This is a genomic window from Pseudomonas sp. IT-P176 (genome assembly GCF_949767245.1).
Taxonomy (GTDB): domain Bacteria; phylum Pseudomonadota; class Gammaproteobacteria; order Pseudomonadales; family Pseudomonadaceae; genus Aquipseudomonas.
Window position 1 is genome coordinate 1 of the sequence record NZ_CATKPN010000050.1, and the last position, 24,081, is coordinate 24,081.

Below are 24,081 nucleotides of genomic sequence, written 5' to 3' on the forward strand. Positions count from 1 at the left end.
GTAAGAGCGGAACCATAGGTGGCCGTTACCGAAGAAATGGATATGTACTCGGCCTAATCCCACACCCCGGTCGGCCCAGAGGCCGCCACGGGAGCAAGTCCACGTAGATACCTATGCCCATCGCGGGCAAGCCCGCTCCCACCGGCAAAGTGTTGGGTCGATGGCCGTTTGATCCAGCCAATAGGGCCAAACCCCGAGGTTTATGGCAAACTTCGCGCCTATAAACGCCGGTCCCGCGGTTTTGCGTGTCTGCAGGCCAGGACGGATCGGAATAAAGCGACGCCAGGTCGATGCCCACTGACGGGATACGACCATTTATGTATTGGTACGTCGGTGCCAATGCTTTCTGCCTGAACAGATTAGAGAAACGAGCATGCATAACGTCGTCATCAGCGGCACCGGCCTGTATACCCCGGCCAACAGCATCTCCAACGAAGAGCTGGTGCAGTCTTTCAATACTTACGTCGCCCAGTTCAACGCCGAAAACGCCCAGGCCATCGAGCGTGGCGAAGTCGAGGCGCTGACCGAGTCCAGCGCTGCCTTTATCGAAAAAGCTTCCGGGATCAAGAGCCGCTTTGTCATGGACAAGGAAGGCATTCTCGATCCCGCGCGCATGGCGCCACGCCTGCCTGAGCGCTCCAACGACGAATGGTCGGTGCTCTGCCAGATGGCCATCGGCGCTGCCGAACAAGCCCTGCAACGTGCCGGCAAGACCGCCGCGGACATCGACGGGGTAATCGTCGCCTGCTCCAACCTGCAGCGCGCCTATCCGGCCATTGCCATCGAAGTTCAGGAAGCCTTGGGCATCCAGGGGTTCGGGTTTGACATGAACGTGGCCTGCTCCTCGGCCACCTTCGGCATCCAGGCCGCCGCCAACAGCGTGCAACTGGGCCAGGCCCGGGCCATCCTGATGGTCAACCCGGAAGTCTGCACCGGTCACCTGAACTTCCGTGACCGCGACAGCCACTTCATCTTCGGTGATGCCGCCACGGCGGTGATCATCGAACGTGCGGACCTGGCGACCTCCCCGTACCAGTTCGATGTGGTCAGCACCAAGCTGTTGACCAAGTTCTCCAACAACATCCGCAACAACTTCGGCTTCCTCAACCGCGCAGCAGAAGAGGGCATCGGTGCCCGCGACAAACTGTTCGTCCAGGAAGGCCGCAAGGTGTTCCGTGACGTTTGCCCGATGGTCGCGGAGCTGGTGGGCAGCCACCTGCAGGAGAACAACCTGAACGTCAGCGACGTCAAGCGTTTCTGGCTGCACCAGGCCAACCTCAGCATGAACCACCTGATCGTCAAGAAGCTGCTGGGCCGTGAAGCCACGGAAGAAGAGGCACCGGTGATCCTCGACACTTACGCCAACACCAGCTCGGCCGGTTCGGTGATTGCTTTTCACAAGCATCAGGATGATCTGCCTGCCGGCTCCCTGGCGGTGCTCAGCTCGTTTGGCGCCGGTTACTCGATCGGCAGCGTGATTCTGCGCAAACGCTGATCCTGCGTTAGCAAAATGCCCCCCACAGCCTGCAGTCGCACTGCAGGCTGTCGCTTTGCCTCCCTCGTAATCGCCCTATCTCGCGGCTCTCAGCCCGCTCGACGACGCGTAGCAGATTTATTTCGATTCGAAGTAAAAAAGTTCCGTTGTCATCAAATCTTTATCTAATGGCAACTTGCCTGCAATACGTCCTCGCCAAGATTCCCTCCCAACACAAGCGGGCCTGAACCGCGTGTTTCCAGCTTTAGACCACCAATTAGGGGAACTCTTCGATGATCCGTAAGCACTTCGCCGGTTTTGCTGCCAGCGCACTGGCCATGGCAGTGACCGCCCAGGCTTTCGCTGGCACCGTCACCTCTGACGGCGCTGATATCGTAGTCAAGACCAAGGGCGGCCTCGAGGTCGCAACCACCGATAAAGAATTCAGCTTCAAACTGGGCGGCCGCGTGCAGGCGGACTACAGCCAGTTCGACGGCATCTACACCAAGAATGGTGACACTGCGGATGCGGCCTACCTGCGTCGCGCGTTCCTGGAACTGTCCGGTGTGCTCTACACCGACTGGGCCTACACCGTCAGCTACGACTTCTCCCACAACAGCGGCGACTCCGACAACGGCTACTTCGACGAAGCGTCCCTGGCCTACAACGGCTTCAAGCCGGTGTCGATCAAGGTCGGTCGTTTTGACCCGGACTTCGGCCTGGAAAAAGCCACCAGCTCCAAGTGGGTCACCGCGCCAGAGCGCAACATGGCCTATGACATGGTCGACTGGGCCAACGGTCACCAGAATGGCCTGGGCCTGCAAGCCTCGAGCACCTTTGCCGAGTCGTTCTATGCCTCCGCCGGCGTGTTCAGCAAGGACACCGACGACACCGACGGCAACAGCGTCAAGCAGGTCAACGGACGTTTTGTCTTCGCCCCGATGCACGATGCCGGCAATGTCCTGCACTTCGGTCTGAACCTGGCGTCGCGTGATGTCTCGGATACGGCCTTCGACTCCCGTTATCGCACCCGGATGGGCATGCGTGGCGTGGAAACCCTGGGCGGCAACGATGCGGGCAGCAACGGCAACCGTCCGGTGCTGGGTGGCAGCTCCTCGTCGCCAGCCGGTTCTTTCGACCGCGACGACGCATTGGGTCTGGAAGCGGCCTTCGCCATGGGCCCAGCCTCGATCCAGGGTGAATACGTTACCCGCAAGACCAAGGCCGACGACAGCGCCTATGAAGACATCAAGGGCCACGGCTTCTACGTACAGGGCGCCTACACCCTGACTGGCGAATCGCGCGGCTATAAAGTCGGCAAGTTCGACGCAATCAAGCCGGCCAACAAGTCGATTGGTGCCTGGGAAGTGTTCTATCGCTACGACAGCCTGACCGTCGAAGACGACAACATCACCACCGCCACCCTGACCCGAGACGTCGGCGATGCCGAAGCCAAGGTGCACACCCTGGGTGTCAACTGGTACGCCAACGAAGCAGTGAAGATCTCCGCGGCCTACCTCAACGCCAAGACCGAGAAGGTCACCAACGCCACCGCAGCCAGCGGTACGACCCCGGCACAGCGCACTGGCGATGACAACGGCGACGGTTTCGTGGTCCGCGCGCAATACGTGTTCTAAATCGCAGCACCCGCAGCACGAGCTCTTACTTCATCCGTTAAAGCTCCTTTCGTTTCCCCCGCCTCGGCGGGGTTTTTTTTATTTCGGCAAGCCTCAGGGATGGGCGATACTCGGCAGGTCTTGGGGTTGTGCCTGCGGGGAACAGAATGCCGTTACATGTTTTGGACAGTCTGTCCGCCATTGCGCCGACAGAGTGGGACGCCCTGGTACCCGACACTCAGCCGTTTCTGCGGCATGCTTTTCTCAGCAGCCTGGAAGACAGTGCCAGCCTCGGCCCGCACTCGGGCTGGCAGCCGGAACACCTGCTGCACATCGAAGACGGTCGCTTGCTGGCAGCATTGCCCAGTTACCGCAAATGGCACTCCTATGGCGAGTACGTGTTCGACCACGCCTGGGCCGATGCCTGTGAGCGTGCGGGAATCGCCTATTACCCCAAGCTGCTGAGCGCCGTGCCGTTCAGTCCGGTCAGTGGCCCGCGCTTGCTCGCGGCCGATGGGCAGGATGGTGTCGAGTTACTCAAGAGCTTGGCGGGGTATCTGGAGATCGAAGAACTCTCCAGCGCCCATATCAATTTCACCGATGCTTTTACCGACGCCGCCCTGGCCCAGCAACCGGGCTGGTTGCAGCGCATCGGCTGCCAGTATCACTGGCAGAATCGCGGCTACCGGGACTTCCAGGACTTTCTCGATGTGCTCAGTTCGCGCAAGCGCAAGCAGATGCGCAAGGAGCGTGAGCAGGTGGCGGGGCAGGGCATCGAGTTTGAATGGCTGGAGGGGAGGCAACTTGATGAGGTGCAGTGGGATTTTGTCTATGCCTGCTACGCCAATACTTACGCCGTGCGCCGGCAGACACCCTACCTGACCCGGGAGTTTTTCAGCCTGCTGGCCGAGCGTATGCCGCAAGCCATTCGTGTGGTGTTGGCCAAGCAAGGTTCACGGCCGGTGGCCATGGCTTTCAGCCTGGTGGGCGGCGATAGTTTTTATGGTCGTTACTGGGGCTGCCTGGCGGAGTTCGATCGCCTGCACTTCGAGACCTGCTTTTATCAGGGCATGGACTATGCGATTGCCAATGGGTTCCAGCGCTTTGATGCCGGTGCCCAGGGCGAGCACAAGCTGATTCGTGGTTTTGAACCGGTGATCACCCATTCCTGGCATTACTTGCGTCACCCTGGACTCAAGTCGGCGGTGCAGGACTTCCTGGCGCGTGAGCGCGTCGGGGTGCTGGGGTATGCCGAGGAAGCGAGGAGCGCCTTGCCTTATCGACAAGGCTGATCCTCGCGTCAGCGCGCCGCTCAGTTGTCCTCTTTGCCCAGCCAGCGATAGACCACGCCGCCAATCACCGCGCCCAGCAGTGGTGCCAGCCAGAACAGCCACAGTTGCTGGATCGCCCAGCCGCCGACAATCAGCGCCGGTCCGGTGCTGCGTGCCGGGTTGACCGAGGTGTTGGTGACCGGGATCGAGATCAGGTGAATCAGGGTCAGTGCCAGGCCGATGGCGATCGGGGCAAAGCCTGCGGGTGCACGCTTGTCGGTGGCACCGAGGATGATCAGGATGAACATCGCGGTCATCACCAGCTCAGTGACAAAACCTGCGGCCATCGAGTAGCCGCCGGGGGAGTGTTCACCGTAGCCGTTGGAAGCCAGGCCGCTGGCCAGTTCGAAGCCGGGTTTGCCGCTGGCGATGAAGTAGAGCAGGGCGGCAGCGATGATCCCGCCGAGCACCTGGGCGATGACGTAGGCCGGCAGTTCCTTGGCCGGGAAGCGTCCGCCGACCACCAGCCCGAGGGATACTGCCGGGTTGAGGTGGCAACCGGAGATGTGGCCGATGGCAAAGGCCATGGTCAGCACCGTCAGGCCAAACGCCAGTGATACCCCCAGCAGGCCGATGCCCACCTCGGGAAAACCCGCCGCCAGCACCGCACTGCCGCAACCACCCAAAACCAGCCAGAACGTACCTACCAACTCTGTAGCCGAACGTTTTAACAGAGACATGAGAGTGTGCCCTTTCGAGTTAACGCTGCCTTGTGCCTCCGCAGATGGACTACAGAACCATCTCCAGAACCTTTGCTGAGTGAAGCAGGGTTTTTCTGGAATGCCAGTGTGAGGAAAAACCCCAGAGGCTCTGAGTAAAGGGCTTTGGTGGGTTGTGGGGGCATATCGAGCAGCGTTTGTGGGAGCGAGCCTGCTCGCGATGGCAGTGTGTCAGGCGTCATTGATGTTGGCTGTGCTGGCGCCATCGCGGGCAAGCCAGCTCGCTACGATTTCAATCGATGCCGACAAATCCTCCGGTCTGGTGCTGCCACAGCCGTGCATACAAGCCGCCGTGGGCGAGCAGTTCGGCGTGGGTGCCGCTTTCGGCGATCTGGCCGTTTTCCAGGACTACCAGGCGGTCCATGCGGGCGATGGTGGAGAGGCGGTGGGCGATGGCGATCACCGTTTTGCCCTGCATCAGGGTTTCCAGGCTTTCCTGGATTGCTGCTTCGACTTCCGAGTCGAGGGCCGAGGTCGCTTCGTCCATGATCAGGATCGGCGCATCCTTGAGCAGCACCCGGGCGATGGCGATCCGTTGGCGCTGGCCGCCGGACAGTTTCACCCCGCGCTCACCGACGTGAGCGTCGAAGCCGCTCCGCCCTTCGGCGTCCGACAGCAGCGGGATGAATTCATCGGCGCGGGCCTTGTGCGCCGCCTCCCAGAGTTCGGCGTCGCTGGCGTCAGGTTTGCCGTACAGCAAGTTGTCGCGGATCGAGCGGTGCAGCAGCGAGGTGTCCTGGGTGATCATGCCAATCCGCTCGCGCAGGCTTTCCTGGGCGACGTGGGCGATGTTCTGGCCGTCGATCAGGATCTGCCCGGCCTGCACGTCGTACAGGCGCAGCAGCAGGTTGACCAGGGTCGATTTGCCAGCGCCCGATGGGCCGATCAAGCCGATCTTCTCACCGGGCTGGATGACCAGGTTGAGGTCGCTGATGATTCCGCTTTTTTTTCCATAGTGGAACGCCACGTGCTCGAAGCGCACTTCGCCACGAGTCACTTCCAGGCGGGGCGCCGGTTCGCGGTCGGTCACGCTGATCGGCTGGGCGATAGTCTGCAGGCCGTCCTGGACCATGCCGATGTTTTCGAAAATGCCGTTGACCACCCACATGATCCAGCCCGACATGTTGACGATGCGGATCACCAGGCCGGTGGCCAGGGCAATCGCCCCCACCGAGATCAGCGACTGGGTCCACAGCCACAACGCCAGGCCGGTGGTGCCGACGATCAACAAGCCGTTCATGGTGGTGATGACCACGTCCATGCTGGTGACCACACGGCCGGCCAACTGGGATTTTTCGGTCTGTTCCGCGATTGCCTCGCGGGCGTACTGCTGTTCGAAATTGGTGTGGGCGAACAGTTTGAGGGTGGTGATGTTGGTGTAGCCGTCGACGATCCGCCCCATGAGTTTGGAACGAGCATCGGACGACACCACCGAGCGCTCCTTGACCCGGGGCACGAAGTAGCAAAGGGCGGCGATGTACGCGGCGATCCAGGTCAGCAGCGGGATCATCAGGCGCCAGTCGGCCTCGGCGAACAGCACCAGCGAGCTGATGGCATAGATCAGCACGTGCCACAACGCATCCACGGCTTGCACCGCGGAGTCGCGCAGTGAGTTACCGGTTTGCATGATGCGCTGGGCGATGCGCCCGGCGAAGTCGTTCTGGAAGAAATTCAGGCTCTGCTTGAGCACGTAGCTGTGGTTCTGCCAGCGGATCATGCTGGTCATGCCGGGGCTCAGGGTCTGGTGCACCAGCAGGTCGTGCAGGCCGACAAACACTGGCCGCAGAATCAGGGCAACCACGGCCATCCAGGCCAGCTCGGCACCGTGCACCTTGAAGAAGTCGGCATTCGGTGTGCCCTGGGCGAGGTCGATGATCCGGCTCAGGTAGCTGAACAGCGCCACTTCGACCAACGCGGCAAATAGGCCCACCACCAGCAGCGCGACGAAGCTGGGCCAGACCTGGCGCAGGTAGTAGGTATAGAAGGGCAGCACCTGGTCGGGCGGGGCCGCCGTCGGGGCTTCACGGAAGATATCGATGAGTTTTTCGAAGCGGCGATAGAGCATCAGTCAAACGCCCGCGTACGGGCTCTCCTTTTTTTGATGCGAGCGGCGCGATCAACCATCCGCTGCCGCTCAGGACGCCCTGTACAGCTTAGTCGATGCGCTTGGCCGACTTGATCAGCACCGGGTCGATCGGCACGTTCTGCATGCCTTGTTTGGTGGTGGTTTGCGAGTTGACGATGATGTCGACGACGTCCATGCCCTTGACCACTTTGGCGAAGACCGCGTAGCCGGCATCGCGGCCCGGATTGAGGAAATCATTGTCGGCGACGTTGATGAAGAACTGGCTGGTGGCCGAGTCCGGATTGGACGTACGGGCCATCGACAGGGTGCCACGCACGTTGTGCAGGCCGTTGCTGGCTTCGTTCTTGATTGGTGCCTTGGTGTCTTTCTGCGCCATCTGTGGGGTGAAGCCACCGCCCTGGACCATGAAGCCCGGGATCACCCGGTGGAAAATGGTGTTGGTGTAGAAGCCGCTGTCGACGTACTCAAGGAAGTTCTTGGTACTGATCGGCGCCTTGACCGGGTCCAGTTCGATTTCGATCTGACCGTTGGTGGTCTCCAGCAGTACATGGGGAGCCTTGGCTGCTTCGGCGGCCATCAGGTTGGCGGCGAACAGTACGGAGCCGGCCACGAGGGCGATTTTTTTCAGCATGGGTCAGTGATCCTGGGTAGTGGTGTCGACTGTGGTTAAAAACTCAAGCAGGGTTTGGTTGAAGCGGTGTGGCTGATCCAGCGGGGTGGCGTGGCGGGAATCGTCGATCACCACCAGGCGTGCATCGGGCAGCAGTTTGACATAGGCCGCCTTGAGCGCCACCGGGGTGTAGTCGCGGTCGGCGCTGATGACCAGGGTTGGACAGGTCACTCGTGACAGTCGTTCCTCAACCCCCCAGCCAACAATGGCGTTGAAGCTGGCGAGATAAGCACGTTTGTCGTTTTTTGCCCAGCGCTCGGCCATCTTTTGCCGCAGCCCAGCCTGTTCTGGCTTGGGGAACAGCTTGGCGCCCAGGGCTTTGCCGATGGTGCCCAGGCTCAGCACGTGCATCAGGCTCCAGCGCTTGAACCATTGCCAGTAATCATCGGCACTGCGCAGCTTGACCTGGGGTGCGCTGTTGACGATAGACAGGCTCTTGAGCAACGCCGGTTGATCTACCGCCAACTGAAAACCGATCATCCCGCCCATGGACAGTCCCACCAGGTGGGCCGGGCCAAGGTTGAGGTGTTCGATCAAGGCCACCAGGTCGGCGCTGAAGCCGGCAATGCTGTAGCGCTCGCGGGGTTTGTCGGAACGGCCATGGCCGCGCACATCGGGGACGATCACCCGATAGTGTGCCGCGAGCTGGGGAATCTGCTGCTCCCAGTCCAGGGTGCTCGAGCCCAGTCCGTGCACCAGCAGCAACGGTGTGCCGTGGCCATACTCCTCGTAGTGCAGGGTGCAACCTTCATGCTCGAAATAGGCCATGGCGCAACTCCTTGTCAGGCTTGTTCTGGGGCGGCGAACGGGGCATCCAGCGGCGCGGTGTCGAAGGTGCGCAGCAGTTCGATGAGGATCTGCGTGGCCGGACCCAAGGGTTTGTCCTTGTTTGAGTAGAGATAGAAACTGGGGTTGCGGCTGCCACCCTGGTCCAACGGTAGCAGCTTGAGCACGCCTTCCTTGAGTTCACGCTCGATCAGGTGTCGCGGCAGCCAGGCAAACCCCAGGCCGCTGCTGACGAAGGTGGCTGCGGTGGCCAGGCTGCCGACGGTCCAGCGCTGCTCGGCACCCAGCCAGCCGACGTCGCGTGGCTGCTGCCGGCCGGAGTCGCGGATCACCACTTGCAACTGGCTTTCCAGGTCCTGGAAGTTCAACTCGCGATTGAGTCGGTGCAAGGAGTGCTCGGGGTGGGCCACGGCGACAAATTCGACATCGCTCAACTCTGCCCCGAGATAGCCGGGAATGCTGAATCCACAGATGGCCAGGTCGGCCACGCCTTCGAGCAGCACCTCTTCGACCCCGGACAGCACTTCTTCGCGCAAGCGCACGCGGCAACCTCGGCTTTGCGGCATGAACGCGGTGAGCGCGCGGACCAGCCGGGCACTGGGGTAGGCAGCGTCGACCACCAGCCGCACCTCAGCCTCCCAGCCTTGCTCCATGTGGTGGGCCAGGTCTTCCAGCTGGCTGGCCTGCTTGACCAGTTGCCGCGAACGCCGCAACAGCACGCCACCGGCCTCGGTCAGCACCGCTTTGCGCCCGTCGATGCGCAGCAGCGGCACGCCGAGCTGATCCTGCATGCGCGCTACGGTATAGCTGACGGACGATTGCGAGCGGTGCAGCACTTCGGCCGCCTGAGCGAATCCGCCGTGGTCGACCACCGCCTGCAGCGTGCGCCATTGATCAAGGGTCACGCGGGGCGCTTTCATGATGGGCTCCTCTTGTCCTAAGCTGGCGGCTTCCATTGGAGGCTGCCGAATGAAAAAAATCTGTTGTGTGCTGCTGGCGATGTTGCCGTTGAGTGCGTTTGCCTATCCCATCGATGTTGAAAAACACCTCAATGATCTGAAGATTGACTACACCACCTACGCCACCGACTACGACATGGGCTCCATTACCCTGAACAACTACGGCGATAAAGCTGCCGACTGCAAGGTGATCTTCCGCAATGGCCCGGAGTCTCCACGCACCCGCCGAGTCAGTGTCGAGCCGGGGCGCAGCGCCGAGCTGTCGGCCAAGTTCAGCCGCAAGATCATCAAGCTCTACCTCACGGTGACCTGTACCCCGAAATGATGGGCAGCGGGACGCTGTGGTTGAGCATACGTGCTTATAAACGAATTTATTGATGGGTTATAGCAGTTATTTGCGCTTTTTCATCGATATGACTCTGTTTAATCTCCACTCCATCGACTTACAGCATTCACCGATGGAGGCTACATCCCATGTCCCGCGTTCTGATCATCGAAAGCAGTGCCCGCCAGCAAGACTCGGTATCCCGTCAACTGACCCAGACCTTCATCGAGCAGTGGCAGGCCGCACATCCGGCCGACTCGATCAGCGTCCGCGACTTGGCGAGCCAGCCGGTCCCGCACCTGGATGCCAACCTGCTGGGTGGCTGGATGAAGCCTGCCGAGCAGCGCACTGACAGCGAACAGGCTTCGCTGGAGCGCTCCAACCTGCTGACCGACGAACTGTTGGCCGCCGATGTCCTGGTAATGGCCGCGCCGATGTACAACTTCGCGATCCCCAGCACCCTCAAGGCCTGGCTCGACCATGTGCTGCGTGCCGGGGTTACCTTCAAGTACACCGCCACCGGCCCGCAAGGCTTGCTCAGCGGCAAGCGTGCCTATGTGCTGACCGCTCGCGGCGGGATCTACGCTGGCAGCAACAGCGATCACCAGGAACCCTACCTGCGTCAGGTCATGGCCTTCATCGGTATCCACGACGTCACTTTTATTCATGCCGAAGGCATGAACCTGGGTGGCGACTTCCAGGCCAAGGGCCTGGACCAGGCTAACGCCAAGCTGGCCAAAGTGGCTTGATATGTTAATCGCCAGATAATCGCTGGATGGTCTAGTGAACTGGCGTACCCCTTCAAGGTTGCATGCGCATCGAACCTCCCTTTGCACTTGTTGCTCCTGAGTGCTCCCGCCCGATTGCACGCTTTAGCGAGATCGGGCTTTTTTTTGCCTGGAGTTTGCCGGGTGGCCAGCGTGTACCAGTTGTGCAAGCCGGTTTGTCCCACAAGGTTTGTGTTGGTTGGGTGTTCGCGATCAGGCCCAAAACCCGTTATCGTCGCCGCCATTGAAAAATGAGGCGAACATGGGCTATCTACTTTTTGTCACGCTGATCCAGGCGTTTTCCTTCAGCTTGATCGGCGAATACCTGGCCGGTCACGTCGACAGCTACTTTGCGGTGCTGGTGCGGGTGGTCCTGGCCGGGCTGGTGTTCATTCCGCTGACCCGCTGGCGCTCGGTGGAACCGGCGTTCATGCGCGGGATGCTGGTGATCGGCGCCTTGCAGTTCGGCGTGACCTACGTCTGCCTGTACCTGAGCTTTCGAGTGCTGACGGTGCCGGAAGTGCTGCTGTTCACTATCCTTACTCCCCTGCACGTGACCTTGATCGAAGACGCGCTGAACCGCCGTTTCAACCCCTGGGCACTGGTGGCAGCGCTGGTGGCGGTGCTGGGTGCCGCGGTGATCCGCTACGACCGCATCAGCCCCGACTTCCTCATGGGCTTCCTGCTGCTGCAACTGGCCAACTTCACCTTCGCCGCGGGGCAGGTGATGTACAAGCACCTGGTGGCGCGGCACCCCAGTGACCTGCCGCACTACCGACGATTTGGCTATTTCTACCTAGGCGCCTTGCTGGTGGTGTTGCCCGCGTTCCTGATGTTCGGCAAAAGCAACTTCCTGCCCGAAGCCCCGCTGCAATGGGCCGTGCTGCTGTTTCTCGGGCTGGTGTCGACGGCGCTGGGCCTGTACTGGTGGAACAAGGGCGCCTGCCTGGTCAACGGCGGGACCCTGGCGGTAATGAACAACCTGCACGTGCCGGTGGGCTTGCTGCTCAACCTGCTGATCTGGAACCAGCACGAAGAACTGGGGCGGCTGCTGTTGGGCGGGTTGGTGATACTGGCGGCGGTGTGGATCAGCCGGTTGGGCATTCGCCAACCGGCCACCGCCACCTGAGGTTGGGCATTTACCCGCGCTGTTGTTCCTGCGGCGTGATGTGACTGGCCCCCAGCACCGCCGGCAGGATCCCGGCCCGCAGGTCGTTGCCGCTCGGTTGCTGGTACAGGCTCAGGCCAAACTCCGGCAGCACCGCCAACAGGTAGTCGAAGATGTCGCCTTGGATGCGCTCGTAATCGGCCCAGGCGGTGGTGCTGGTAAAGCAATAGATTTCCAGTGGCACGCCCTGGGCAGTGGTCTGCATCTGGCGGACCATGCAGGTCATGTTCGGCTGGATCTGCGCATGGCTTTTCAGATAGGCCAGCGCGTAGGCGCGGAAAGTGCCGATGTTGGTCATCCGTCGGCGGTTGGCGGACATCGCCGCGACGTTGCCCTGGGCCTCGTTCCAGGCCTTGAGTTCGGCCTGTTTGCGCGTCATGTAGTCGGTGAGTAGGTGGATACGGGTCAAGCGCTGTTCTTCATCATCGGTAATGAAACGCACGCCGCTGGCATCAATGAACAGGCTGCGCTTGATCCGCCGCCCCCCGGAGGCCTGCATGCCGCGCCAGTTCTTGAAAGACTCGGACATCAGGCGCCAGGTCGGGATCGAGACGATGGTCTTGTCGAAGTTCTGCACCTTGACCGTGTGCAGGGTGATGTCCACCACATCGCCATCGGCGCCGACCTGGGGCATTTCGATCCAGTCGCCGACCCGCAGCATGTCGTTGCTGGTCAGTTGCACGCTGGCGACGAACGACAGCAGGGTGTCCTTGTAGACCAACAAGATCACCGCCGACATGGCGCCCAGGCCAGACAGCAGCAGCAATGGCGAGCGGTCGATCAGGGTCGCGACGATGATGATCGCACCGAACACGAACAGCACCATCTTCGCCAGTTGCACATACCCTTTGATCGAGCGGGTCCGGGCGTGCTCGGTGCGCGCGTAGATGTCCAGCAGCGCGTTTAGCAGGGCGCTGATGGCCAGCACCAGGAACAGGATGGTGAACGCCAGGGCCACGTTGTCGAGAAAATTGCGGGTGATCTTGTTCAGTTCGGGGATCAGGTTGAGGCCGAACTGAACCACCAGCGACGGGGTCATCTGGGCCAGGCGGTGGAACACCTTGTTGTTGAGCAAGTCATTGAGCCAATGCATGGCCGGCTGCCGGCCGAGCAACTTGACGGCGTGCAGGATCAGGTAGCGCGCCACTCGTCCGACGACCAGCGCCACCGCCAGCAACATCAGCAATGCCAGGCCGGAGTACACGCGCGGGTGTTGCTCCAGCGCGGTCCAGAGTTCTTGGGTATTGAGCCAGAGCTGTTTGAGATCCATAAGCTAAAACGATTCTTCTGTAGGTCAGGACGGGGTCGATTAGAGCATTTAAGCGGAGTCGGGTTCGGTTTTACGACAAATCAGCTAATAAAATACCCACTGTTTGCGACCGTTTGCATAAAGAAACTCGGCCTGAGCGCTCGAAACCGTTACCCTATGCAGCTGATTTTTTGTATTTCTTCGAGGTAGCACCCGTGTTTTCCCAATTCGCCCTGCACGAACGCCTGCTCAAAGCCGTGGCCGAGCTTAAATTTGTCGAGCCAACGCCTGTGCAGGCAGCGGCTATCCCGCTCGCGCTGCAAGGGCGTGACCTGCGGGTGACGGCGCAAACCGGTAGCGGCAAGACCGCTGCGTTTGTCCTGCCGATCCTCCATCGCTTGATCGGCCCGGCGAAAGTCCGTGTCAGCATCAAGACTCTGATCCTGTTGCCGACCCGTGAGCTGGCCCAGCAGACCCTGAAGGAAGTGGAACGCTTTTCGCAGTTCACCTTCATCAAGTCCGGCCTGATCACCGGCGGTGAAGACTTCAAGGTCCAGGCCGCCATGCTGCGCAAGGTGCCGGACATCCTGATCGGTACGCCGGGGCGGATGATCGAGCAACTGAACGCCGGCAACCTCGACTTGAAAGAAGTTGAAGTGCTGGTGCTCGACGAAGCCGACCGTATGCTCGACATGGGCTTCTCCGAAGATGTCCAGCGCCTGGTCGACGAGTGCACCAACCGTCAGCAGACCATGCTGTTCTCCGCCACCACCGGCGGTTCGGGCCTGCGCGAGATGATCGCCAAGGTGCTGAACAACCCTGAGCACCTGCAGCTCAATGCGGTCAGCCAGCTGAATGCGACCACTCGCCAGCAAATCATCACCGCTGACCACAACCAGCACAAAGAACAGATCGTCAACTGGCTGCTGGCCAACGAGACCTACCAGAAGGCCATCGTCTTCACCAACACCCGGGCCATGGCCGACCGTATCTACGGCCGCCTGGTGGCGCAGGAGTACAAGGCGTTTGTCTTGCACGGTGAGAAAGACCAGAAGGACCGCAAGCTGGCGATCGACCGTCTGAAGCAGGGCGGGGTGAAGATCCTGGTGGCTACCGACGTAGCCGCTCGCGGCCTGGACGTGGACGGCCTGGACCTGGTGATCAACTTCGACATGCCACGCAGCGGCGACGAATACGTGCACCGTATCGGTCGTACCGGGCGTGCCGGTAACGATGGCCTGGCGATCTCGCTGATCTGCCACGGCGACTGGAACCTGATGTCGAGCATTGAGCGCTACCTCAAGCAGAGCTTCGAGCGCCGCACCATCAAGGAAGTCAAAGGCACCTACGGCGGACCGAAAAAGGTCAAGGCTTCGGGCAAAGCCGTTGGCGTGAAGAAGAAAAAGACTGACGCCAAGGGTGACAAGAAGAAGTCAGCCGCCAAGGCACCAACCAAGCGCAAGATCGCCAACCGACCGAAGACCGACGCCCTGTCGCTGGTCAGCAAGGACGGCATGGCCCCGCTCAAGCGCCGCAAGCCGGAAGCTCCAGCGGCGGAATAACGCGCTGCGCTGAGACGATAAAAACCCGGACCGGGCGCTCTGGTGTAGGAGCGAGCCTGCTCGCGATGAACTTGAGAGCGCCGCGTGGTGACTGAAACCCCGCGTTATCGTTCACGTCCATCGCGAGCAGGCTCGCTCCCACAGGGGCTGGCCGTATCTCCCTGACTGATCAGCCTCAGAATCTGCCCCGCGATCAACCGTCGGCCTTCTTCTCTGCGCTATCCAGTTCCTTGAGCCGCTGGTCAATCAACTGGCACTTGTCCGGTAGGTCCGCGGCAGCGGTGCCCAGGTCCATTTTCTGCAACTCGTCGTTGATTTCCTTGGCCTTGGTCGGGTTCTGCTCGGTGAGCGTGGCCACGCGCTGGGCCAGTTGCTCACGTTTGGCCGTGGCTTCTTCCGGGGTACAGGCCCAGGCGGGCAGGGCGCTGCACAGTGTGGCGACAAGGGTCAATTTCAGCAGGCTGTTCATCGGGTGGGCCTCCGGTGCCGTTCTTGGGTACCCGGTTGAGGGCCGGCCTCGGGGAAAAGTTCAGCCGGTTGTCATGAGTGGCAGCAACTGGCGCCAGCCGTCTCCTCGTAGCGGTCGTGATGGCGCACCCATTCCATGATCTGCTCTTCATTACGCCCCTTGGGCGTCAGGTCCAGGTAGTTGTAGGCACCCACCAGCAAGTCCAGGCCGCGGGCGTAGGTGGAGTAGGTATGGAAAATCTCGCCGGTTTCGTTGCGATAAAACACACTGAGGCCGGGGAGTTCTTCTTCGGCGCTGTCGGACTTTTCGTAGTTGTAGGTTGCGGAGCCGGCCGCCAGCTCTTCCGCGCGGGCCGAGACGCCGAAGTCGTAGTTGAAATCGCAACCTTCTGACGACAGCCAGTCGAACTTCCAGCCCATGCGCTGTTTGAAGGCCTGTAACTGCGCCAGCGGCGCGTGGGACACCGCCACCAGGGCCACGTCATGGTGAGACAGGTGCTGGTTGGCGCCGTCGATGTGGTCCGCGAGGAAGGAGCAGCCCGGGCAACCTTCGTCCCAGCCGTCGCCATACATGAAGTGGTAGATGACCAGTTGGCTGCGAACGCCAAACAGGTCGGCCAGGCCCAGTTCTCCCGTTGCGCCCTGGAAGCGATAACCCTTGTCGATTTTCACCCAGGGCAGGGCGCGGCGCTCGGCGCTGAGCTTGTCCCGTTCGCGGGTGAAGGCTTTTTCGTGTGCCAGGTGTTGGCGGCGGGCAGCCAGCCATTGCTCCCGGGACACCACCGGGTGATCGTGAATGTGCATGCTGTGTTCTCCTGCCTGCTGAGGTGAAAGTCGATCCGCGCTGCGCGGTTGCACCGTCCTGCATCATCTAGTCGTCTGGGCGCGGGGGATTCGACATACCGTCGGTCGGGAGTGGCAAAAATCCCGGCTGAACGGCTACCGATCGCACCGGTCACAACCTATGCAGACCCTCTCACTTGCAGTTTTGGAGGTTGAATCAGGATGACGACTTATAACTGGGATTTGATCGAACGGCTGTTGCACGAAGTGCAGAATAGCGCTGGCCACAGCTTTACCCCGCGCCCCTACGCCGAACAGCACGCCGCAGCCAAGGCTGCCGAAGGCGAGTCGACCGGCAATCTGGACGAGTTGAAGGTGACGGCCACCGAGTATGAAAAGCTGCTGCTGGACCGTGGCTTCATCGAATCGCGCCCTGAGGATCAGGGTGGCAATGGTGAAAACTTCATCCTGACACCCCGCGGTTCGAGCTTGCTGAGCCTGCTCGACAGTAGCATTCCGGGCAACGAGCACCCTCGCCAAGTGCTGGATGAACAGGCTGATGGGCTGGATCCGCTGACCTTTGATGAAGTGGCGGGCAAGGCGCAGATCGCCTGACCGGCTAGCGGTCACAGGGTCATGGCTGCGCTCAGGCTTTGAGGCATTTCAGGGCTTTCAAGTCGCTGCGCAGCTTTTCAATCTTTTGCACCAGGTGCTGGCGTTGCTCGGCTGTGCTTTGGTCCATGAGGTCGACGAGCAGGCTGCGCGCCTGGGCTTCGGTGTCGCTGAAGGCCTGGCGGTAGGCGGGGGTCCACAGGCTTTCGCGGTCTACCAGCAGGGTTTCGATCCGCGGGGCAAAGTCGGCGCTCTGGCGTTGCGCCATGGCGGCGCTGAACTGCGCTTGCCAATGGGCGCGGTTGGCTATCCATTGCTGGTTCTGCTCACCGAGCGCGGTGGACCAGGCCACCACGCGTGCTTTCTGCGCTTGATTGAGAGGCCCTAGCCAGTCGCTCAGGCGCTTGTCCATGCGTGCGCCGCGTTGACGGATTTGCTGGGCCAGCGGTGGCTTGAGGTATTTGTCCTGGCGTTCACGCAAGTCTTTGGCGAAGGCCTGGTTCATCTCCTCGACCTGTTGATCACTCATGCCCTGCAACAGCTCAACCGCCGAGGGGGTGATTTGCCGGGCGGTCAGGGCGATTGCCTGCCTGGCTTCCAGGGTGCGACTTTGCAACGCGCTGTCGCTGACCTGGTTGCTGGCGACCATCTGCTGCAGATGGCCCAGCCATTCGAGGTAACCCGGCATCTGGGTCGAGCAGTGCCAGCTTAGCGTTTGCTTGAGGCGTGTGCCGAGCCAGTCCTTCTGCTGGCTGTTCATGTCCAGGTAGTCGTCGAGCGTCCAGGGAATCAGCACGTCGAGGTTGCGATAGGCCAGGTCCACACGGTTGCAGGCCGTCAGTGCCAGGCACAGGCTCAGGAGCAGACTCAGGTGGTGCAACCAGCGCGTCATGGGCCAATCCTTGCGAAGGTGTTGTCCTGGTATCTGAACGCGTAAACCGGGTGGCAGTTCAGCCCTTCAATAGAACGAGCGTTCAGCCTTGAAGGTGAGCAGGCCGTCGCATTGGCTGTTGTGCCCGGAATAGGCGCTGCACCCGTTGCCATTGAGGTTTGAATCACTGTAGATCAGGTTCAGGTCGATGCCCAACCACGGTCGCGAAAGCTTGACCGACCAGTCGTTGAAGGTGGAGATGTAACCGCCGTCGGCGATCGACACCGGGCTGTTTAGCCGGTGGCTGGTGTACTTGAGGCTGAGCCCGATGCCGAAGGGTTCGTTACCACTGAGATTGGCGAACAGCGTGCTATTGCGTCGGTCGGGATCGTTGCTGAAGGCGGCGCCGAAGCGGCTGCCGAGCAGGGTCAGGCCGCCGAAAAACTCCTGGCTGTCGAGGGTGTCCAGTTGCGGGTAGCTGTAGTGGATCATGCCCACTTCATAGCCCAGGGTCTCGTCGAAGGGGTGTTTGAAGCCCAGGTAGGAGTCGACCTCCAGGTTGCTGGCTGGCGACAGGCCCATACTCGGCGCCCACTGGCCGACATACCAGCCGCTGTCATGGCTCAGGTCCAGGCCGCCATGGAAGGACCCGCTGCTGGACGGCTTGACCAGGCCCTGGGCCATGCTGCGGCTCGGGCTGGTGCCTAGCTTGAGGTCGTAGTCACCGAGTTCGCGCTGGAATATCTGCGCGTCGGCGTGCATGCAAGCCAGCAGGCTGATCAGGAAAATCGTCGGTTTGAACATACGGGGGAGGTTACGGGTACTGCGGGGAGTGTTCCAGTCCTAGCGCTTCGATAGCCAAAGCGCTTAGGGACCAGGGTAACGCGCGGGGGTATTACTTTTTGCCCAGGGTGATCTGCTTGGATGGGCCGAATGTCTGGCCGCTGACGCCTTTGGCAATTTGCTGGATCTCGCCACCGGACTTGAGGAAAGCAGCAATCTGGTCGTTGATCGATTCGCTGGTTTCAACGGCTGGAGCTGGCTTTGCTTTGCTGTTGGATGCTTTTACGCGCATGGCGGCCATTAACCTGTAGAAAATTAACTTGGCCAGGCATCGTACAGGAAATACTTGACAATTGCTTGGTAAATATCCTCTGGAATAACCAGGGGGAAAGCTTGGTCAATACCAAGTTGCAGTTGTAAATATTCCCCTAAGCCACTGTTTTAAATAACAACCTGGGTGTGCAAGAACGTCAGTCTGGCACCTTGTCAGGTGTGACGGAGGGTTAACTGGCCTGACGAGCGGGGTCGAGCGGCCAGGCCAAACCCAGGAAAATCGCACCTTGCAGCGGAAAATTCACAGCCGGTCCTGCGGCCACCCAACGGCGGCGGCAAAAACGGGTAGAATGCCGCCCACGCAATGAGGGTATTGGAAATGGCTTTAGTCGGGCGCTACAACAGTTTGCAAGTGGTTAAACACACTAACTTCGGTTTATATCTGGACGGCGGCGCGGATGGCGAAATCCTGTTGCCCAATCGTTATATTCCAAAAGATATTCCCAGCGAAGATGAAGACTGGCTCAACGTATTTGTTTATCTGGACAGCGATGACAAACTCATTGCCACCACAGAAAAACCGAAAGTTCAGGTCGGTGAATTTGCCAGCCTGAAAGTGGTTGAGGTCAACAGCATCGGCGTGTTTCTCGACTGGGGCCTGCCCAAGGACCTGCTGCTGCCGTATTCCGAAGAAAAACGCCAGATGACCGCCGGTGAATACTGCGTGGTGCATGTCTATCTCGACAAGCACACCCGTCGTATCACCGCGACTGCGCGTCTGGACCGCTACCTGGACAAAACTCCGGCCAACTACACGCCCGGCCAGGAAGTTGACCTGCTGGTGGCCGAAGCGACCGACATGGGCTTCAAGGCGATCATCAACAACAAGCACTGGGGCCTGATCCACAAGAACGAAATCTTCAAGTTCATGCGCGCCGGCAAGGAAGAGAAGGGTTTCATCAAGGAAGTGCGGGCCGACGGCAAGATCAGCCTGAGCCTGCAGCCGGTCGGAGAAGAGGCCGCCACCAGCCTGAACTCGAAGATCCTCGCCAAGTTGCGTGACAACAACGGCACCTTGCCGGTCAGCGACAAGAGCGACCCGGCACTGATCAGCAGCCTGTTCGGTGTCAGCAAGGGCAACTTCAAGAAGGCCATCGGCGCGCTCTACAAGAACGGCCAGATCGTCATTCACCCGGACCGCATTGAACTGAGCTGACCCTCAAACTGGGTGATGGCTTGATGATGTAGGAGCGAGCTTGCTCGCGATGAACTCATATATTGCGCGTAGCTACAGGAAGTATTGCGTATTCGTTGACGACCATCGCGAGCAAGCTCGCTCCTACATGTCTCCATGGGTTCATTGCACCATTGGTTTTTGAGTAACTGCCATGTCCTCGACCCTGTGTGAGGTTGCCTGATGATTGCCACTCGGCGCAGTGTCGATGGCTTTGCCCTGCAAGTGATGTTTGGCCTGTGCCTGGTGTGGGGCATCCAGCAGGTGATGATCAAGTGGGCGGCGGCGGACATCGCGCCGGTGATGCAGGCGGCCGGTCGCTCGGGGATCTCGGCGTTGCTGGTGGGGTTGCTGATCTGCTGGAAAGGCGGCTGGAATCAGGTCAGTGCGACCTGGCGTGGCGGCTTGCTGGCCGGCAGCCTGTTCGGCCTGGAGTTCCTGTTCATTTCCGAAGGCCTGCAACTGACCACCGCGGCGCACATGTCGGTGTTCCTCTACACCGCGCCGATCTTCACCGCGTTGGGCGTGCACTGGCTATTGCCCAGCGAGCGCTTGCGGGCGGTGCAATGGCTGGGGATCCTGCTGGCCTTCATTGGCATCGGCGTGGCGTTTGCCGGGGGCGTGTCCTGGGACAACCTGGACCGGCGCATGCTGCTGGGCGATGCGCTCGGTGTATTGGCCGGAGCCGCCTGGGGGGCGACCACGGTGGTGGTGCGGGCTTCGCGCCTGTCGGAAGCGCCAGTGACCCTGACCCTGTTCTATCAGTTGATCGTCGGCTTTGTCGGCCTGTTGCTGATCGCCATACTCAGCGGCCAGGTGACCCACGTACACCTGAGCGCCGTGGCGGTCACCAGCGTGCTGTTCCAGGGGTTGGTGGTGTCGTTCTGCAGTTACCTGATCTGGTTCTGGTTGTTGCGCCGCTATCTGGCCGCCAACCTGGCGGTGTTTTCGTTCATGACGCCGCTGTTCGGTGTCACGTTCGGCGTGCTGTTGCTCGGCGAACAACTAACCCTCAACTTTGTCATCGGCGCAGTGCTGGTGTTGCTGGGCATCACCTTTGTCAGCGCCGAACAGTGGGTTCGCCGTCGTTTACGCAAAGCCCTTGGGCAACACTGACCGGGCGCAAGTTGATTTGGATCAATTCGGTAACAGATCTTTGCGTACTGAGGCGAGCATTGCGTAGGAGTTCGGACTACTATCTGTATGAAGCGTTTACAGAACCCGGTCGCTGGGCATTACCCTGAAGGGGGGCACCATGAAAGAGAAATTGCAAAACTGGCTCCATGACCTCGGTGTCGCGCTAGGTTTGATCGAACCACCTCTGCAACCCGTGCCTATTCGCACTGACGACGAACAACGCCGCCGCCAACCGCGCCGCCGGTAAAGCGCATGTTGTCGTAGCAGCTGCCGCAGGCTGCGTCCGCCTGCGCAGCAGGCGTAATCACTATGCCGCAGATCCTCCATCTGCGGCCCATTTTCCGCCGCTCGAAAACCTCCACTTTCTTCTGATTTACTTTTCCCCAGACGAAAAAAAACGGATGCAGCGACCGACGCTGCACCCGCCGAAGAAAGGTGTACGGCGTCTGGCCTGGGGTCAGATCGCGTTGGCCAGGGAGGCCGGGCGACGGGACGCCAGGCTGACCACGATGAAGCTCACCAGGCCGACCGCCAGGCTGTAGTAGATCGGCGTATTGGCATCCAGGCCATCCTTGAACATGAACACCAGGGCGGTGACGAAGCCCAGGCCCATGCTGGCGATGGCACCGGCGGTGGTCGCGCGTTTCCAGAAAATTGCCCCGATCAGCGGTACCAGCATGCCGCCCACCAACAGGTTGTAGGCCAGGGTCAGGGCGCTGATCACGTCGTTCACCACCAGGGCGATGCCCAGTACGGCAATCCCGGTCAGTGCGGTGAACAGGCGGTTGATTCTCAGGCTCGACTGTTTGCCACCACGCAGTTTCGGCAGCAGGTCTTCGGTCAGGGTCGTGGCGGCGGCAAGCAGGCCGGCGCTGGCGGTGGACATCATGGCAGCCAGGGCTGCGGCAATCACCAGGCCACGGATACCGTCAGGCAGCGACAGTTTGACGATGGCGGCGAAGGCGTTGTTGACGTTGTCCAGGTCCGGAATCAGCACGTGTGCCGCCATGCCGATCAGGGCACAGGCCAGGCCGTAGAGAATGCAATAGAACCCGGCGAATGTTCCGGCGTACTGGGCCACTTTGGCAGTGCGCACGGTGAACACCCGTTGCCAGATATCCTGGCCGATCAGGATGCCGAAGAAGTAGATCATGAAGTAGGTGATGATGGTGTCCCAACCGATGGTCGTGAAGCTGAAGTTCGACGCCGGCAGTTTCAACACCAGTTCGTCCCAGCCGCCGACGCGGTACAGGCAGATCGGCAGCAGGATGAACATCAGGCCCACGGTCTTGATCACGAACTGGACGATGTCGGTCAGGGTCAGTGACCACATGCCGCCGATGGCCGAGTAAATCACCACCACACCACCACCCAGCAGTACCGAGATCCAGAACGGCAGGCCGAACAGCACTTGCAGCACAGTGCCGATCGCCAGGATCGAGGTCACGCCGATCATCAGCGCATACGCCAGCATGATGATCGCGCTCGCGGAGCGGGCCATCGGGTTGTAGCGTTTTTCCAGGACCTGGGTCACGGTGTAGATCTTCAGCTTGAGCAGCGGTTTGGCGAGGAACAGGTTCAGCGCCACGATCCCGCAGCCCAGTGCGGCGCACAGCCAGAAACCGGAGATGCCATGCACGTAGCCCAGGCGCACGGTGCCCACGGTGGACGCGCCGCCCAGGACGGTGGCGGCCATGGTGCCCATGTACAGGCTCGGGCCGAGGTTGCGCCCGGCGACCAGGAAGTCCTCGTTGGTCTTGGCTTTGCGCATGCCGTAGTAGCCGAGTATCAGCATCGCGGCGGCGTAGATGAGTACGACGAATAAATCTAAAGCCATGATGGCGTGTCTCCGATTGTCTTTTTTATGGTGAGGCAATAATCAATCTGTCGGCGCAAGGGAGTGCGTTAGCCAGGCGGTTTGGCGCATGACCGGTGTAACCCGCAACGCCATGCCCTTGCGGCATGGCGGATAAGTGTTCGTTGCAGGCCAGCCAATGGCCTTTGGTTGCTGGCGAAACACGATGGTTTCGCCCGCCTGGCTAATGCGTTGCTCCAGGCCCCGCGACCGGTTCAGGCCAAGGCTGTCATCCGGTCGGCGCCAGCCTTGAGCAACTGATCCTGTGGGGACCCTCAGCGGTGGGTCACACCCGGCAGTACGCAGAGCATTTCGTACAGCAGGTTGGCGCCCAGCAGCGAGGTGTTGCCGGTGGTGTCGTACGGCGGCGAGACTTCTACCAGGTCGCAGCCAATCAGGTCGAGACCCTGGCAGCCACGGACGATTTCAATCGCCTGGATGGTGGTCAGGCCACCGATTTCCGGGGTGCCGGTGCCAGGGGCCCAGGCCGGATCGATGCCATCGATGTCGAAGCTCAGGTACACCGGGCCACCGCCGACTTTCTCGCGCACTTCAGCCATCAGCGGCGCCAGGGATTTGTGCCAGCACTCTTCGGCCTGGACCACACGGAACCCCTGTTTGCGGCTCCAGTTGAAGTCCTCCGCGGTATAGCCCTGGGCGCGCAGGCCGATCTGCACCACACGGTCGCAGTCCAGCAGGCCTTCTTCGACGGCGCGGCGGAAGGTGGTGCCATGGGCGATCTTCTCGCCGAACATGTGATCGTTGACATCGGCGTGAGCGTCGATATGCACCAGGCCGACTTTGCCGTGCTTCTTGTGGATGGCCCGCAGGATCGGCAGGGTGATGGTGTGGTCGCCACCAAGGGTCAGCGGGATCACGTCGTGTTCGAGGATCTCGTCGTAGGACTCTTCGATGATGCGCACGGCATCCAGCAGGTTGAAGGTGTTGATCGCCACGTCACCGATGTCGGCAACCGACAGCGAGTCGAACGGCGCGGCACCGGTGGCCATGTTGTACGGGCGGATCATCACCGATTCAGCGCGGATCTCCCGGGGCCCGAAGCGGGTACCGGCGCGCAGCGAGGTGCCGATGTCCAGCGGGATGCCAATGAAGGCAGCGTCCAGGCCGGCAGCGGTTTGTAAGTGGGGGAGTCGCATCATGGTGGCGATGCCGCCGAAGCGCGGCATTTCGTTGCCGCCCAGTGGTTGGTGAAGAATTTTGTCCACGGGTATGGCCTCATCGTCTTTGTTTTATTTATGGGGTTGCGCAGCGCATCGGGAATGCACGGGCACCTGTTGGGCGGATTCTGCGAAATGTAGTTGCGTAGAAGAATCGCTACCGGCAAATACTTAG

Annotated in this window: 24 protein-coding genes; 11 read left to right on the forward strand and 13 right to left on the reverse strand. The window is 60.8% G+C overall.

The window, feature by feature from the left end:
- Positions 1–373 precede the first annotated feature (373 nt).
- From ACM6IP_RS14970 to ACM6IP_RS14980, 3 genes are all read left to right on the forward strand, one after another.
- Positions 374–1,495 carry a beta-ketoacyl-ACP synthase III gene (locus tag ACM6IP_RS14970; protein WP_159994302.1) on the forward strand — a complete coding sequence of 374 codons (1,122 nt, stop codon included), beginning with the start codon at positions 374–376 and terminating at the stop codon, positions 1,493–1,495.
- Positions 1,496–1,767: 272 nt separating this feature from the next.
- Positions 1,768–3,111, forward strand: coding sequence for an OprO/OprP family phosphate-selective porin (locus ACM6IP_RS14975; RefSeq protein ID WP_095170900.1), 1,344 nt, complete (start codon positions 1,768–1,770; stop codon positions 3,109–3,111).
- Between the two features lie 146 nt (positions 3,112–3,257).
- Positions 3,258–4,382 carry a GNAT family N-acetyltransferase gene (locus ACM6IP_RS14980; protein ID WP_414861766.1) on the forward strand — a complete coding sequence of 375 codons (1,125 nt, stop codon included), beginning with the start codon at positions 3,258–3,260 and terminating at the stop codon, positions 4,380–4,382.
- Positions 4,383–4,402: 20 nt separating this feature from the next.
- Here the strand turns inward: ACM6IP_RS14980 and aqpZ are convergent, their stop codons facing one another.
- From aqpZ to ACM6IP_RS15005, 5 genes are all read right to left on the reverse strand, one after another.
- Positions 4,403–5,101 (reverse strand): aquaporin Z, encoded by a 699-nt coding sequence (gene aqpZ / locus ACM6IP_RS14985; protein ID WP_095170905.1) that lies wholly within the window; start codon positions 5,099–5,101, stop codon positions 4,403–4,405.
- Between the two features lie 271 nt (positions 5,102–5,372).
- Positions 5,373–7,205 (reverse strand): ABC transporter ATP-binding protein, encoded by a 1,833-nt coding sequence (locus ACM6IP_RS14990; protein ID WP_414861767.1) that lies wholly within the window; start codon positions 7,203–7,205, stop codon positions 5,373–5,375.
- Between the two features lie 88 nt (positions 7,206–7,293).
- Positions 7,294–7,857 (reverse strand): peptidylprolyl isomerase, encoded by a 564-nt coding sequence (locus ACM6IP_RS14995; protein ID WP_095170909.1) that lies wholly within the window; start codon positions 7,855–7,857, stop codon positions 7,294–7,296.
- A 3-nt stretch (positions 7,858–7,860) separates the two neighbouring features.
- Positions 7,861–8,664, reverse strand: a complete 804-nt coding sequence (locus ACM6IP_RS15000; RefSeq protein ID WP_095170911.1) for an alpha/beta fold hydrolase — start codon at positions 8,662–8,664, stop codon at positions 7,861–7,863.
- A 14-nt stretch (positions 8,665–8,678) separates the two neighbouring features.
- Entirely contained in the window at positions 8,679–9,602 is a 924-nt protein-coding gene (locus ACM6IP_RS15005) for a LysR family transcriptional regulator (protein ID WP_166592111.1), read from the reverse strand.
- Between the two features lie 49 nt (positions 9,603–9,651).
- Between ACM6IP_RS15005 and ACM6IP_RS15010 the strand changes: the two genes are divergently transcribed.
- The 3 genes from ACM6IP_RS15010 (at position 9,652) to ACM6IP_RS15020 (ending at position 11,862) form a co-directional block, all read left to right on the forward strand.
- Entirely contained in the window at positions 9,652–9,966 is a 315-nt protein-coding gene (locus ACM6IP_RS15010) for a 3-phosphoglycerate kinase (RefSeq protein ID WP_095170914.1), read from the forward strand.
- 149 nt (positions 9,967–10,115) lie between these two features.
- Positions 10,116–10,715 (forward strand): FMN-dependent NADH-azoreductase, encoded by a 600-nt coding sequence (locus tag ACM6IP_RS15015; protein WP_095170916.1) that lies wholly within the window; start codon positions 10,116–10,118, stop codon positions 10,713–10,715.
- 280 nt (positions 10,716–10,995) lie between these two features.
- A complete protein-coding gene (locus tag ACM6IP_RS15020) occupies positions 10,996–11,862 on the forward strand; it encodes a carboxylate/amino acid/amine transporter (RefSeq protein ID WP_095170918.1) in 867 nt (288 codons plus the stop codon).
- A gap of 10 nt (positions 11,863–11,872) precedes the next feature.
- Here the strand turns inward: ACM6IP_RS15020 and ACM6IP_RS15025 are convergent, their stop codons facing one another.
- Positions 11,873–13,171 carry a mechanosensitive ion channel family protein gene (locus ACM6IP_RS15025; protein ID WP_095170920.1) on the reverse strand — a complete coding sequence of 433 codons (1,299 nt, stop codon included), beginning with the start codon at positions 13,169–13,171 and terminating at the stop codon, positions 11,873–11,875.
- A 194-nt stretch (positions 13,172–13,365) separates the two neighbouring features.
- Here ACM6IP_RS15025 and ACM6IP_RS15030 point away from each other — a divergent pair, with 194 nt between their 5' ends.
- Positions 13,366–14,712, forward strand: a complete 1,347-nt coding sequence (locus ACM6IP_RS15030; protein WP_414861768.1) for a DEAD/DEAH box helicase — start codon at positions 13,366–13,368, stop codon at positions 14,710–14,712.
- Between the two features lie 193 nt (positions 14,713–14,905).
- On the opposite strand, the gene ACM6IP_RS15035 is transcribed toward ACM6IP_RS15030, so the two are convergent.
- Together ACM6IP_RS15035 and ACM6IP_RS15040 are read right to left on the reverse strand one after the other, a co-directional pair.
- Positions 14,906–15,181, reverse strand: a complete 276-nt coding sequence (locus ACM6IP_RS15035) for a hypothetical protein (RefSeq protein ID WP_095170923.1) — start codon at positions 15,179–15,181, stop codon at positions 14,906–14,908.
- Positions 15,182–15,252: 71 nt separating this feature from the next.
- Complete coding sequence (locus ACM6IP_RS15040; protein WP_159994312.1) at positions 15,253–15,984, reverse strand: DUF899 domain-containing protein; 732 nt, start codon at positions 15,982–15,984, stop codon at positions 15,253–15,255.
- 201 nt (positions 15,985–16,185) lie between these two features.
- Here ACM6IP_RS15040 and ACM6IP_RS15045 point away from each other — a divergent pair, with 201 nt between their 5' ends.
- A complete protein-coding gene (locus tag ACM6IP_RS15045) occupies positions 16,186–16,578 on the forward strand; it encodes a transcriptional regulator (RefSeq protein WP_095170926.1) in 393 nt (130 codons plus the stop codon).
- Between the two features lie 31 nt (positions 16,579–16,609).
- Here ACM6IP_RS15045 and ACM6IP_RS15050 read toward each other — a convergent pair whose 3' ends face one another.
- From ACM6IP_RS15050 to ACM6IP_RS15060, 3 genes are all read right to left on the reverse strand, one after another.
- Entirely contained in the window at positions 16,610–17,467 is an 858-nt protein-coding gene (locus tag ACM6IP_RS15050) for a DUF6279 family lipoprotein (protein WP_414861769.1), read from the reverse strand.
- Between the two features lie 66 nt (positions 17,468–17,533).
- Positions 17,534–18,250, reverse strand: a complete 717-nt coding sequence (locus ACM6IP_RS15055; RefSeq protein WP_159994314.1) for a TorF family putative porin — start codon at positions 18,248–18,250, stop codon at positions 17,534–17,536.
- A gap of 91 nt (positions 18,251–18,341) precedes the next feature.
- Entirely contained in the window at positions 18,342–18,530 is a 189-nt protein-coding gene (locus ACM6IP_RS15060; RefSeq protein WP_030131898.1) for a hypothetical protein, read from the reverse strand.
- A gap of 351 nt (positions 18,531–18,881) precedes the next feature.
- Here ACM6IP_RS15060 and ACM6IP_RS15065 point away from each other — a divergent pair, with 351 nt between their 5' ends.
- From ACM6IP_RS15065 to ACM6IP_RS15075, 3 genes are all read left to right on the forward strand, one after another.
- A complete protein-coding gene (locus ACM6IP_RS15065; protein ID WP_095170932.1) occupies positions 18,882–19,718 on the forward strand; it encodes a S1 RNA-binding domain-containing protein in 837 nt (278 codons plus the stop codon).
- 201 nt (positions 19,719–19,919) lie between these two features.
- Positions 19,920–20,852, forward strand: a complete 933-nt coding sequence (locus ACM6IP_RS15070; RefSeq protein ID WP_095170934.1) for a DMT family transporter — start codon at positions 19,920–19,922, stop codon at positions 20,850–20,852.
- Positions 20,853–20,991: 139 nt separating this feature from the next.
- Positions 20,992–21,120, forward strand: coding sequence for a PA1414 family protein (locus tag ACM6IP_RS15075; protein WP_256562504.1), 129 nt, complete (start codon positions 20,992–20,994; stop codon positions 21,118–21,120).
- A 210-nt stretch (positions 21,121–21,330) separates the two neighbouring features.
- Here ACM6IP_RS15075 and ACM6IP_RS15080 read toward each other — a convergent pair whose 3' ends face one another.
- Both ACM6IP_RS15080 and speB read right to left on the reverse strand, forming a co-directional pair.
- Positions 21,331–22,710, reverse strand: coding sequence for a sodium:solute symporter (locus ACM6IP_RS15080; RefSeq protein WP_095170936.1), 1,380 nt, complete (start codon positions 22,708–22,710; stop codon positions 21,331–21,333).
- Positions 22,711–23,003: 293 nt separating this feature from the next.
- Positions 23,004–23,954 carry an agmatinase gene (speB, locus tag ACM6IP_RS15085; RefSeq protein WP_159994318.1) on the reverse strand — a complete coding sequence of 317 codons (951 nt, stop codon included), beginning with the start codon at positions 23,952–23,954 and terminating at the stop codon, positions 23,004–23,006.
- Positions 23,955–24,081 lie beyond the last annotated feature (127 nt).